This is a genomic window from Acidovorax sp. HMWF029 (assembly GCF_003060895.1).
Taxonomy (GTDB): Bacteria; Pseudomonadota; Gammaproteobacteria; order Burkholderiales; family Burkholderiaceae_C; genus Acidovorax.
Genome location: NZ_QAIH01000055.1, coordinates 16,484 through 29,160, shown reverse-complemented (window position 1 = coordinate 29,160; position 12,677 = coordinate 16,484). Strand labels below are relative to the sequence as shown.

Genomic DNA, 12,677 nt, shown 5'->3' with positions numbered 1-12,677 from the left:
GCCTGGCGTGCCGCCGCCAATGGTCACTGAGGCGTTGCCGCCTCCGGGCAGCGGCAGTGCGGGTTGCGTGATCACCTGGGGCGTTGCTGTGACGCCTGACGATTCGTCGCTGCTACCCAAGTCATTGGTAGCCTTGACAGTGAAGGTGTGGACTGTGCCGTTGGTCAGGCCATTGATCTTGCAGGCGGTACTCGGGGCGGTGATGGTGCACGAGCCTACCGTCGGGCCTGCTCTGGCCGTAACGGTGTAACTGCTGATGGTGCCGTGGTTTGATGGGGGTGGCGCCCAGCTCACGGTTACCGCGCCGTCTCCTGCCACGGCTTGCACGCCTGTGGGCGCCATGGCGGCGATGACCGATACGGGCGACAGGCTTGTCGTGGTGGTGCCATCTCCCAGCTGTCCACTGCCGTTGCTGCCCCAACAGTACCCCCCGCCTGAAGCCGTAACCGCGCAGGTTCCAAAGCCGCCTGCGTCCAGGCTCTGCACATCACTCAGGTCTGGCACGGCCACAAGCGCAGAGCGATTTACGCCGCTGCCATCACCCAACTGGCCGGCATTGTTTCGGCCTGTGCAAAACACAGCCCCAGCGCTGGTCAACGCGCAGGTGTGACCGAGGCCCACAGCAGCAGCTTTCATTCCGCTGGCTACCACGGTTGGCGTGTTGCGCTGGGTGGTTGTTCCGTCGCCAAGCTGGCCGTCACTGTTGTAACCCCAGCAAGACATGGTACCGGCGCCATTCACTACACAAGTGTGCAAGTCCCCCGCTGCCAGGGACCGCGCATCACCCGTCTGTGTGGACACCTGCACGAACTCCAGGCGCTGGGTGGTTGTTCCGTCGCCCAGCTGTCCTCGGTCGTTTTTTCCCCAGCAATAAATTTGCGTGTTGCTGGAGGGGGTGATCGCCGCGCAACTGTGGCCCCATCCGGCTGCCAGGTTGAGCGCGCCAAACGGCAGTCGATACACCGCCCGTGGCGTGTCACGGTCGTCCGTAAAGCGATCCCCCAGTTGACCGTCGCCATTGCGACCCCAGCAAAACGTTTCCCCGTTGGCCATTGCGCAGGTGTGTTGAATGCCCGCTGCCAGGGCATACACAGGTTCATTCAGCCCAGGAACAGCCACTGGCGTATTGCGCTGGATGTTCGAGTCGTCGCCCAGTTGGCCGTAGGTGTTTTCGCCCCAACAATACACACTGTTATTGGTTCTGGCACAGGTGTGATAAGCACCTGCAGCCACCTCAATCACACCGCCGGGCAAGCCTGATACAGCCACTGGCGTGGTGCGCTGGGTGGTCGTGCCATCGCCCAATTGCCCGCTGCTGTTACTGCCCCAGCAGTACAAAGCCCCGCTATTGGTCAGCGCACAAGCATGCCCCAACCCCACGGTCACTGACTTCAAACCGCTGGCCAGGCCAGCAGGGCCCTGTTGCACCTGGGCATGGGCGCTACCCGACCACACCCATGCGAGGCACAGCAGCAAAGCCAGCGCCAGCAGGTGGCGCCAAGAGCGGCGTGGGCCGCCCACGCAACAGGTAAAACTGAAAATGGGCCAAGCATGGAGCGACCGGGTCCGCGGAAACATAAAAGTCCTTGTTAGTGGGGTGTGATGGGAGGCACCCATGGCTATGGGTTGGGCAAGGGATCCTCTGCACAAATCATCGCGCCGTGTGCATCTGCGGTCTCGGGCGGTCTGCGGCGTTGCAAATACTCGCAATAGCTACGGCTATTGCTGCGTTTTGCGCCTTGCAGCCCCTCCCGATTCGCAGCGCACACTTACCGCTCGATTCGTGCAGAGGATCCCAAGAGCGTTTCGCGGCATCAGCTTGGTTGCAAAAGGGGCCGCAATGTAGCCAGAGAAATCCAAGCTGTAAACAAAAAAAGCACATCCACGCACCCATGCCCCGGCCTAGCCTGGCGAAGAATCGTTGGGATGGAGCCAAGCGCAGAGAGCGGGCAAGCCAGAGCAGCGCTTCGAAAAGCTCAGCGTGAACGAATGGGGGAGTTCAACCACTTGGCCCCCACCATGGGCTCAAACCCTCCCTTACGGGCCGAAACCACTGCAACCGGGGCATGCACCCGCATCGCGCGCAACAGCATGGGTATCCCGGTCGCGCTCGGCAAGTCGCAGCTGGGCAGCACGCGGTTGATTGACAATCTGGAGTTTTGATTGCTATTATTTTTATAGCAATAAATACTTACCCATCAGGCGGGAACGGCCAAAAAACCTCACAAAACCCGCATCACATCCACCCGTTGCGGGCCAACCACTGCACCAGCAGGCGCGCCACCTCCTCGGGCTGCTCCATGGTCAGCATGTGGCCGCTGTCCGGCAGCAGGTGGTGCTCGGCGCCGGGCACCAGGGCCGCGATCTCCGCGGAACACTCGGGCGGCGTGAGCTGGTCGGCCGCGCCACACACCACCAGCACGGGGCAAGCCACCGCAGGCAGGTGCGTCCGTGCATCGGGCCGGTGGATGACGGCGCGGTTCTGGCGCACCAAGTGGCCGGGACCAGCGTCCAGCACAAAATCCAGATAGGCCTGCACCAGCGCAGGATCGGCAGCGTTGGCGGGGTGGAAAGCCAGTGCCACATTGGGCTCGATGACCTCGCGCACCCGACCCTGCTCGAACAATTCAATGGCGCCTTCACGCAGCGCCCGCATGTCCGGCGTCTCGGGCCGCGCCGTGGTACCCAGCAGCGCGAGCCCGGCCACACGCTCCTGCGCCTGGCGCGCGGCCTCCATGGCGACCATCCCGCCCATGGACGCACCGGCCAGCACCAGCGGCCCCGTGTGCTGTGCCAGCAGGCGGGCGGCGAAGTCTTCGATGGTGTGCAGGTTCACGTCCTGGTGGGCTGTGGCGACCTCGGGGCGCAGTGCGGCGGGCAGCAGCGGCAACACACCGCGCCACATGCGGTCATCGGCAGCAAGGCCGGGCAGGAGCAGAAGTTGGGGAGAATGGGACATAGGCAAAAGGAGTTGTCACCAAGATGGTGCATGGTCTGAAACTGGCGCCAGCCTGCACAGGCCGAACACGCAGCGCACATTGTGAACAGCCGATGACCCGCTGTCAGCGAGGTTGCAATTGTTGCCGCGATGGCTCGGGACTTGCTAGCATGGCCTGCATATGCCCATCCACGCCGCGCTCCACCACGTCACGCATTACCAATACGACCGGCTGGTAGGCCTCGGGCCGCAGACCATCCGATTGCGACCTGCGCCCCATTGCCGCAGCAATGTGATTTCGTACTCGCTCAAGGTCGAGCCCGCGCAGCACTTCATCAACTGGCAGCAAGACCCGTTTGCCAACTACCAGGCGCGGCTCGTCTTCCCTGAAAAGACGCGCGAGTTCAAGGTCACCGTGGACCTGGTGGTGGAGATGGCGGTGTACAACCCCTTCGACTTCTTCCTGGAGCCTGAGGCCGAGCACATCCCCTTCAAGTACAGCAGCGATGTGCAGCAGGAGCTGGCGCCCTACCTGGCCACCGAGCCCGTGACGCCGCTGGTGCAGGCCTACCTCGACAAGATCGACCGCAGCAAGCAACGCACCATCGACTTTCTGGTCAAGCTCAACCAGCAGGTCTCACAGGACATCCGCTACCTGATCCGCCTGGAGCCCGGCGTGCAGACACCGGAGGAGACGCTGCAAAAGGCCAGTGGCTCGTGCCGCGACTCGGGCTGGCTGCTGGTGCAGCTGCTGCGCCACCTGGGGCTGGCGGCGCGTTTCGTGTCGGGCTACCTGATCCAGCTCACGCCCGACGTGAAGGCGCTGGACGGCCCCAGCGGCACCGACCACGACTTCACCGACCTGCACGCCTGGTGCGAGGTCTACCTGCCCGGCGCGGGCTGGATTGGCCTGGATGCCACCAGCGGCCTGATGGCGGGCGAGGGCCACATCCCGCTGGCCTGCACGCCCCAGCCCTCGGGGGCCGCGCCGATTGAAGGCGGCGTGGACAAGGCCGAGGTGGACTTCAGCCACGAGATGCGCGTGACGCGCATCTTCGAATCGCCCCGCGTGACCAAGCCCTACACCGAAGACCAGTGGCAGGCCGTGCTGGCGCTGGGTGAGAAGGTGGACGCCGACCTGGTGGCGGGCGACGTGCGCCTGACCATGGGCGGAGAGCCCACCTTTGTGGCCGTGGGCGACCGCGACGCGCCCGAGTGGAACACCGATGCGCTGGGCCCCACCAAACGCGGCTTTGCCACCGAACTCACGCACAAGCTGCGCGCCGAATATGGCCAGGGTGGCTTTCTGCACTTTGGCCAGGGCAAGTGGTACCCGGGCGAGCAGTTGCCGCGCTGGGCGCTGTCGATCTGCTGGCGCGCCGACGGCCAGCCCGCGTGGCAGAACCCCGCGCTGTTTGCCGACGAGCGCGACCCATGCCACTACACCAGCGCCGACGCCGAGCGTTTTGTGCGCCACCTCACGCGCAAGCTGGGCATCACCGACCGCTACGTCCAGCCTGGGTATGAGGACACCTTCTACTACCTGTGGCGCGAGCGGCGCCTGCCCATCAACGTAGACCCGTTCGACGCGCGCCTGGACGACGAGCTGGAGCGCGCACGGCTGCGTCGCGTGTTCGAGCAGAAGCTCGACAGCGTGGTGGGCTATGTGCTGCCGCTGCAGGCGGGTGTGGGCACCGGCACGTTGGCGGGCAGCGTGTGGAGCACCGGGCCGTGGTTCTTCCGCGACGACCGCATGCTGCTCATCCCCGGCGATTCGCCCATGGGCTACCGCCTGCCGCTGGACGCCCTGCCCTGGGTGACGGCGTCGGACACCGAGCACCTGATCCCGCACGACCCGACTGCGCCCCAGGGCCCGCTGCCCGCTGCGACCACGCTGCGGGCGCGGTATTCCGTGCCTGCGGGCCCCGTCACCGGCGACCGCGACCTGCCCTACCTGGCGGGCGCCACCGCACCGGGCGAGGCGCGCCGCATGGCACAAGGCACTGCGGGTGGCGATCACGCGCGCCGGGCCGGGCAACCCGACCCGCATGTGGGCACGCAGCCGCCGGGCAAGTTCCAGTCCGCCGCAGGCCTGTCACGCACCGCGCTGTGCGTGGAGGTGCGCGACCCGCGCCGCGCCAGTGGCCCCAAGGCCGAAAAGGTGGGCGAGAAGTACGGCGTTCTGTACGTGTTCATGCCCCCGCTGGCGCGCCTGGACGACTACCTGGACCTGCTGGCCGCCATCGAGGCCACGGCCGAAGAGCTGGGCATGAAGATCGTGCTGGAAGGCTACCCGCCGCCACGCGACGCACGCCTGAAGGTGCTGGCCGTCACGCCCGACCCTGGCGTGATCGAGGTGAACATCCACCCCGCCAGCCACTGGAAGGAGCTGGTGCAGCACACCGAGTTTCTGTACCAGGCCGCGTGGGAGACGCGCCTGTCGGCCGAGAAGTTCATGACCGATGGCCGCCACACCGGCACCGGCGGCGGCAACCACTTTGTGATGGGCGGTGCCACACCGGCTGACTCGCCCTTCTTGCGCAAGCCCGAGCTGCTGGCCAGCCTGCTGCTGTACTGGCACAACCACCCGAGCCTGAGCTACCTGTTCAGCGGCCTGTTCATCGGCCCCACCAGCCAGTCGCCGCGCGTGGACGAGGCACGCAACGACCAGCTGTACGAGCTGGAGATCGCCCTGCGCGAGATCGAGGCCAACCGCGCGGTCTACGGCCAGGACATGCCGCCCTGGCTGGTGGACCGCACGCTGCGCAACATCCTGGTGGATGTGACGGGCAACACGCACCGCAGCGAGTTTTCCATCGACAAGATGTTCTCGCCCGACAGCAGCACCGGTCGCCTGGGCCTTTTGGAGCTGCGCGCCTTTGAGATGCCGCCCCATGCCCACATGAGCGTGGTGCAGCAGCTGCTGCTGCGCGCCTTGATCGCTCGCTTCTGGAAGGCGCCCTACCGCGCCCCCGCCGCCCGCTGGGGCACTGAGCTGCACGACCGCTGGATGCTGCCCACCTTCATCCAGCAGGACATGCATGACGTGGTGGCCGAGATGAACGCGGCAGGCTATGCGTTCGACCCCGCCTGGTTTGCGCCGCAGTTCGAGTTCCGCTTCCCCATGGTCGGCACCGTCAAGTCAATGGGCGTGGAGCTGACCCTGCGCAACGCGCTGGAGCCCTGGCATGTGATGGGCGAAGAAGGCTCCGCCGGTGGCACCGTGCGCTACGTGGACTCGTCGCTCGAGCGCATCGAGGTGCGCGTGACAGGCATGAACGAAAGCCGCCATGTGGTCACCGTCAACGGCCAGCCGCTGCCGCTGCAAAGCACGGGCACGACCGGTGAGTTTGTGGCCGGTGTGCGCTACAAGGCATGGAACCCGCCCTCAGCCCTGCACCCCACCATTGGCGCGCATGCACCGCTCACGTTCGACATCGTGGACACCTGGATGAACCGCTCGCTGGGCGGCTGCCAGTACCACGTGGCGCACCCCGGCGGGCGCAACTACGACACCTTCCCGGTCAACGCGTATGAGGCCGAAAGCCGCCGCCTGGCGCGGTTCTCGCGCATGGGCCACACGCCGGGCCGACTGGCGGTGCCGCCCGCGACCATTGAATTGCCGGGCAGCCGGGAATTTCCGTTCACGCTGGATCTGCGGCGCAAGATGCGGCCATGACTTGACTCCCCCTGAGTCGCCTGCGGCGCCTTCCCCCCGTGGGGGACGACGCCCTCCCTGCGGGGCGACCCTTGGCTTGCGTCCCTGGCCTGGGCCGTGCCGGTTTCGAAGGGGGCGGGTTACCCGCAGAGTCCTCGCGACCAAATGCCCGAGAATCGAGCGCAGTGACACATACCAACGACAGCCTCTTGCCCTCTGAACTTCCTGAAAGCGCGGCCCACCTCGCTGCCGCGCTGGCACCCGCCGCTGCGGCGGGGCATTTTGATGAGCTGCGGGGCGCCGATATCAGCGCGCCCACGCCCCCCACCGGCCACCTGGCAAGCACCTCAAATGCTCCTTTTTCAATAGCAAACAACCCAGACCTATCGAGCGCATGGTCCATTTTTTTTGAGCATTTGGGCCCCGAAGGCATCCAGGATCTGGACCGGCGCATGGCCAGCCTTCAGCGCCAGGTGCGCGACAACGGCATCACCTACAACGTCTACGCGGATACCGATGGCCCGCAGCGCCCCTGGTCGGTAGACCTGTTTCCGCTGATCCTCTCGCAGAACGACTGGGCGCACATCGAGCGTGGCGTGCTGCAGCGCGCGCGCCTGCTCAACCGCGTGATGGCCGATGTGTACGGCCCGCAGGAGCTGCTGCACAAGGGCCTGCTGCCCAGCGCGCTGGTGCAGGGCCACCCGGGCTACCTGCGCGCCATGCACGGCGTGCAGCCCGTGGGCGGCACGCACCTGCCCATCGCGGCCTTCGACATGGCGCGCGATGCGCAAGGCAACTGGTGGGTGGTCACCCAGCGCACGCAGGCGCCGTCGGGCCTGGGTTACCTGCTGGAGAACCGGCTGCTCATCTCGCGCCTGTTCCCCGAGGCTTTCAGCCAGATGCACGTGCAGCGCCTGGCCGCCACCTACCGCGCACTGCTCGACGGGCTGCGGCAGATGAGTCCGGCGGGGGCAGATGCGCGCATTGTGCTGCTCACCCCCGGCCCGTACAACGAGACCTATTTTGAGCACGCCTACCTGGCGCGCTACCTCGGCCTCACGCTGGTCGAAGGCAATGACCTCACGGTGCGCGACGCGCGCCTGTACCTCAAGACGCTGCACGGGCTGCAGCCGGTGCACGGCATCCTCAAGCGCCTGGACGACGAGTTTCTGGACCCGCTGGAGCTGCGCAGCGACTCGCGCCTGGGCGTGCCCGGCCTGCTGCAGGCCATCCGCGCGGGCAACGTGCTGGTGGCCAATGCGCCGGGCTCGGCGTTCCTCGAATCATCGGCGCTGCTGGGCTTCATGCCCGCGCTGTCGCGCCACCTTCTGGGCGAAGAGCTGGCCCTGCCGTCGCTGCCCACCTGGTGGTGTGGCGAGCGCTCGGCCATGCAGGCGGTGCTGCCGCAGCTGGCGCACAGCGTGATCCGCCCCACCTGGCCCATGGCCCAGCGCGTGCCCGTGCTGGGCGGCGGGCTGTCGCCGCAAGACCTGGCGCAATGGTCTGCCCGCATCGAGGCCCAGGGTGACGAATACACCGTGCAGGCCCACCTGCCGCTGTCGCAAATGCCCACCTGGCGTACCGAAGGCACTGAAGGTGCCAGCCAGAGAGGCAGCGCCATCGCACCCCGCTCGGTGATGCTGAGGGTGTTTGCCGTGTGTGACGGCCCGGGCTCGTGGCGCGTGTTGCCGGGCGGGCTGGCGCGGCTGGCCCAGGGCGACAGCGGCATCACATCGATGCAACGCGGCGGCAGCAGCGCCGATGTATGGGTGATGATTGATGGCCCGGTGGACACCACCACGCTGCTGGCCCACAACCAGGCCGCGCCCGCCGTGGTGCACCGCAGCCGCCAGGTGACCAGCCGCGCGGCCGAGAACCTGTTCTGGCTGGGCCGCTACACCGAGCGCACCGAGAACGTCACGCGCCTGGCGCGCATCACCCTGCAATGCCTGAACGGCGAAGATCAGACCTCGCAGCCGCTGCTGGCCTGGCTGAGCGCCATGGGCGTGAGCCAGGGGCTGGTGCTATCCACCGTGCCTGCGGCCGGGCAAGCACGGCGCGTGTTTGAGCGCTCGCTGATCGCCGGGCTCACCCAGCCTGCGCAAGTGACGAGCGTAGGCTACAACCTGCGCGGCATATTGGGGGCAGCCTCGGCCGTGCGGGACCGCCTGTCGCAGGAGCACTGGAACCTCATCGTGCGCGCCGAGGCAGAGTTTTTTGCCCCCCGCACCGGCCCTGAGGACGATGGCGACTATTCGCCGCTGGACGCCCTGCGCCAACTCGAAGCCCTGAGCGGCCACACCGCTGCCATGACAGGCCAGCAGACCGACCGCATGACCCGCGACGACGGCTGGCGCCTGCTGTCCATTGGCCGCCATCTGGAACGCCTGGGCTTTCTCGCCACCGCGCTGGAAAGCGGCTTGCAGACCGGCGCCGTGCTGGAGGAAGGTGGATTTGAGGCGATGGTGGCGCTGTTTGACAGCACCATCACCTTCCACGCGCAGTACCAGCAGCGGCGCGATATGCCCGCCCTGTTGGATCTGCTGGTGATCGACCGCGACAACCCCCGGTCCCTGGCCTGGGTGGCGCAGACGCTGCGCGGGCGCATTGCCAAGATCGAAGCGGCTGCAGGCATGCCCGGAGAGTCCGCTGCCACCGGCATCCCCGAAGCCTCCGACCTGTCGCTGGTGGCCCTGTGCGCCCAGGACGCCGAGGGCCGCCATGCAGCGCTGGAGCAGTATCTGGGCCGGTGTGTGCGGGGTGTGATGGGCTTGTCGGATGTGCTGGCCACGCGCTATTTCACCCATTCCGTAGACGCCTTGCGCTACAGCATCGGAGCCTGAGCATGCGATTGCGCGTCATCCACGAAACGGTGTACCACTACAGCCCATCGGTGCAAAACGCCCAGCACATGGCGCATCTGCGACCTCGCACCAGCATGGTGCAGAAGGTGCTCAAACACAGCCTTCAGGTGGAACCCACCCCAATACAGTGCAGCGCGGTGGAGGACGTTTTTGGGAACACCCGCGCGTTCTTCAGCCTGCCGTTCACGCATGAGCAACTGCGGGTACGCGCCGAAAGTCTGCTGGAGACCCTGCCCGCGCCCGCCGCGCCGCCCGGCGAGCCGTGGGAGGCCGTGCGCGAGCGCCTGGGCTACCGGCGGGGGCAGCCCTACCACGCAGCTACCGAGTTCAGCTTTGCCTCGCCCTACATTCCTCGGCATGCCGACTTTGTGGCCTACGCGCGAGCGAGCTTTGCGCCTGGCCGACCGATGATGGAGGCAGCCAGCCACCTGATGACGCGCATCCACGCCGACTTTGCCTACACCGCCAACGCCACCGACGCAGGCACGCCCGCGCTTGAATCGCTGCGGCTGCGCCGGGGCGTGTGCCAGGACTTCGCCCACGTCTTGATCGGCTGCCTGCGCAGCCTGGGCCTGGCGGCGCGTTATGTGAGCGGCTACCTGCTGACCGAGCCCCCTCCAGGCCAGCCCCGACTGGTGGGAGCCGATGCCTCGCACGCCTGGGTGTCGGTGTGGTCACCGGCAGCCGATGAAAGCAATGGCATACCAGACGACGACGCCTGGTATGACCTGGACCCCACCAACGACCGCGCGGCGGGCGAAGACTATGTGACCTTGGCCATTGGCCGCGATTTTTCGGATGTCTCGCCGCTGCGCGGCGTGATCCACGGCGGCGACCACCATGTGCTGCAGGTCGGCGTGACGGTGGAACCTGCGCCCCCCAGCGCCTTGGCAGCGGAAGAACCCGCCCCCGCAATCTCCCTCACGCTACCGACGGCACCAGAAAGTCCCGGCTGATCCGCGCGCCCAGGTCGTTCACCCGCTCCAGGAACTGGGTGAGGTAGGCATGCAGGCCATGGGTCAGGATTTCATCGATGCGCGCGAACTTCAAGTGCGCGAGCAGCCGCCCCGCGTGCCGCTGCGTCTCGGCCGACTGGGCACTGCCCAGCATGTCGAGGTTGCCCAGCACCTCTTTCATGCAGGCATGCAGTGAACGGGGCATGTCTGCCCGCAGGATCAGCAGCTCGGCCACGCGCTCGGGGGTGATGACGTCGCGGTACACCTTGCGGTAGGTCTCGAAGCCCGACACGCTGAGCAAGATGGCGCTCCAGTGGTAGAAGTCATAGTCTTGATCCTGAGCGGCGGTTACCCCCATGAAGTCGCCCGGCACAGCATGGAACTTCACGTCCAGCAGCCGGGCCGTGTTGTCGGCCCGCTCGAGAAACGTGCCCAGGCGCATGAAGTGCAGCGCCTCGTCTTGCAGCATGGTGCCCACCGTCACCCCCCGCGAGAGGTGTGAGCGGAACTTGACCCATTCAAAGAATCGCGCCGGGTCCTGCTCCAGCGCGCCGCTGGCGATCAGCCGGTTCACCTCCAGCCAGGTCTGGTTCTGGATCTCCCAGGCCTCGGTGTTGAGCGCGCCGCGCACGGCCCGAGCGTTCTCACGTGCAGCCTGCAGGCAGGCCACGATGGACGAAGGGTTGGAAGGGTCCTTGACCATGAAGTCGAGCACCTTGGCCGGGGTCACCTCGCCGTGCTGGGCGGTGTAGGCGGGCAGCAGCTCGCTGATGGACAGCAGACCCTGCCAGCCCAGCAGGACCACTTCGGCAGATTGGGGTAGCAGTGCGCTCTGGTAGTTGACGTCGAGCATGCGGGCCGTATTCTCCGCCCGCTCTGTGTAGCGTGCCATCCAGAACAAGTGATCGGCAGTTCGGCTCAGCATGGGGTGTCCTTCCTGGTGTCTGTGTGGCGCTGCTCGCACCAAGCAAGTTCCAGGCCTCACCCAAAAAAACGAAGAAAAAAAGGCGTTCCCGCCTGTCTGCATTCATTTAAATGCTATATTTTTTATAGCAATAGAACCAGCAGTTGCGGAAGTCTTCCGCTCGGTGGCCGGCGCCGCTGCAGCGGCCTGGCGCTGGCCTGCAGCACGCACCACATCATGCACAAAGCGAAGCTTGGAAAGCGCCTGTTCGGCCAGTGCAAAAGGGTAGGCATCCAGTTGCCCCAGGCTGCGCGTGAGGCTGTTGAGCAGCAAAGTGAGGGGCACGAGGTGCCGCAGCATGGTGTCAAAGTCGGGCGCCGGGGCGCCAAAGGGATCGACGGATCGGCTGTGCTGCGCGCCGTAGATGCCAGGCACGGTGACCTCGGTGGCATAGCTGGCCGATGTCTCCAGCAAGTCGATCATGTGCAGGTAATGGGCCCAGGTCTCGGCCCAGTCCTCCCAGGGGTGAGCGGCGGCATAGGCGCTGACGTGGTTTTGGGCCCAGTCGCCGCCATCGTTGCCCATGGCGTAGTGCGCCTCCAGCGCGGCGGCATAGTCCTGGCGCTCATCGCCAAACCGCTGGCGAAAGTCGTCCAGCCACCCGCCGTCGCGCACCAGCTGGTCCCAGTAGAAGTGGCCCGACTCGTGGCGCAGATGGCCAATGAGTGTGCGGTAGGGCTCGCCCAGCGCAATGCGTCGGCGCGCGCGCTCGTCATCGTCCGCCTCGGCCACATTGAGTGTGATGGTGCCGTTGTGATGGCCCGTGAGCACCGGGGGGCCTCCTGGCTCCTCCGCCAGCAGGTCGAACACGGGGCCACTGCGCCCAGGCACGGGCTCCAGGCCCAGACGCGCCAGGCTGTAGAACAACCGCCGCTTGGCGCTCTCGATCTGCATCCACCGGCCCATGTGGGCAGGCTCTGCCACATCGGGCATCAAACGGGTCTGACGGCATGAGGGACACAGCGCCTGTGTATCGTCAGCGCGCACCGCAAAGTTGCAGGCTTGGTAGTCGGTGTGGTTGCGACACATGCGGTAGAGCGTGCCGTCCCCACCCGGCCCCACTCTTTGCCACAGCCCAGGGCCCTGCTGCGGCGCAGGCACAACCGCCGCCATGACCAGGGCATCGGGCAAAAAGGCCAGCGCGTTGCCGCAATGCAGGCACTGCACGCTGTCGAAAAAGACCAGATGGCCGCAATGGTCGCAATTGAATACCCGCATGGTGTGGAGCTTATCGGGGGTACGGCAATGCGCAAGACGCCCCATGCGCCCATCGCAGGACCCGTGCAAAAGAAAAAGA

General features: G+C 66.3%; 7 protein-coding genes and 1 pseudogene. 3 read left to right on the top strand and 5 right to left on the bottom strand.

The genetic code is table 11. The features are described from left to right. From DBR12_RS22515 to DBR12_RS03590, 3 genes and pseudogenes are all read right to left on the bottom strand, one after another. On the bottom strand, positions 1–504 hold a 504-nt coding region (locus tag DBR12_RS22515), incomplete at its 3' end, for a fibronectin type III domain-containing protein (RefSeq protein ID WP_233244282.1). Positions 505–558: 54 nt separating this feature from the next. Beyond that, positions 559–1,578, bottom strand: a pseudogene (locus DBR12_RS23515) (RCC1 domain-containing protein); the annotation flags it as partial. Between the two features lie 658 nt (positions 1,579–2,236). Then, complete coding sequence (locus tag DBR12_RS03590) at positions 2,237–2,959, bottom strand: alpha/beta fold hydrolase (RefSeq protein WP_108615995.1); 723 nt, start codon at positions 2,957–2,959, stop codon at positions 2,237–2,239. A 160-nt stretch (positions 2,960–3,119) separates the two neighbouring features. Here DBR12_RS03590 and DBR12_RS03585 point away from each other — a divergent pair, with 160 nt between their 5' ends. From DBR12_RS03585 to DBR12_RS03575, 3 genes are all read left to right on the top strand, one after another. After that, a complete protein-coding gene (locus DBR12_RS03585) occupies positions 3,120–6,617 on the top strand; it encodes a DUF2126 domain-containing protein (RefSeq protein ID WP_108615994.1) in 3,498 nt (1,165 codons plus the stop codon). Positions 6,618–6,781: 164 nt separating this feature from the next. Further along, on the top strand, positions 6,782–9,439 hold the full coding sequence (locus DBR12_RS03580) for a circularly permuted type 2 ATP-grasp protein (protein ID WP_108615993.1): 2,658 nt from the start codon (positions 6,782–6,784) through the stop codon (positions 9,437–9,439). Between the two features lie 2 nt (positions 9,440–9,441). Then, entirely contained in the window at positions 9,442–10,416 is a 975-nt protein-coding gene (locus DBR12_RS03575) for a transglutaminase family protein (RefSeq protein ID WP_108615992.1), read from the top strand. On the opposite strand, the gene DBR12_RS03570 is transcribed toward DBR12_RS03575, so the two are convergent. Then, the gene (locus DBR12_RS03570) at positions 10,382–11,341 is read right to left on the bottom strand and encodes an alpha-E domain-containing protein (protein ID WP_108615991.1); all 960 of its coding nucleotides are present in this window, start codon (positions 11,339–11,341) and stop codon (positions 10,382–10,384) included. The genes DBR12_RS03575 and DBR12_RS03570 overlap by 35 nt on opposite strands. A gap of 102 nt (positions 11,342–11,443) precedes the next feature. After that, complete coding sequence (locus DBR12_RS03565) at positions 11,444–12,598, bottom strand: putative zinc-binding metallopeptidase (protein ID WP_108615990.1); 1,155 nt, start codon at positions 12,596–12,598, stop codon at positions 11,444–11,446. Positions 12,599–12,677: the final 79 nt, after the last annotated feature.

Bases quoted from the DNA above. Each gene is read 5' to 3' on its own strand.
- DBR12_RS03575 (WP_108615992.1), top strand. From the start codon at position 9,442: ATGCGATTGCGCGTCATCCACGAAACGGTGTACCACTACAGCCCATCG.
- DBR12_RS03585 (WP_108615994.1), top strand. From the start codon at position 3,120: ATGCCCATCCACGCCGCGCTCCACCACGTCACGCATTACCAATACGAC.
- DBR12_RS03590 (WP_108615995.1), bottom strand. From the start codon at position 2,959: ATGTCCCATTCTCCCCAACTTCTGCTCCTGCCCGGCCTTGCTGCCGAT.
- DBR12_RS03565 (WP_108615990.1), bottom strand. From the start codon at position 12,598: ATGCGGGTATTCAATTGCGACCATTGCGGCCATCTGGTCTTTTTCGAC.
- DBR12_RS03570 (WP_108615991.1), bottom strand. From the start codon at position 11,341: ATGCTGAGCCGAACTGCCGATCACTTGTTCTGGATGGCACGCTACACA.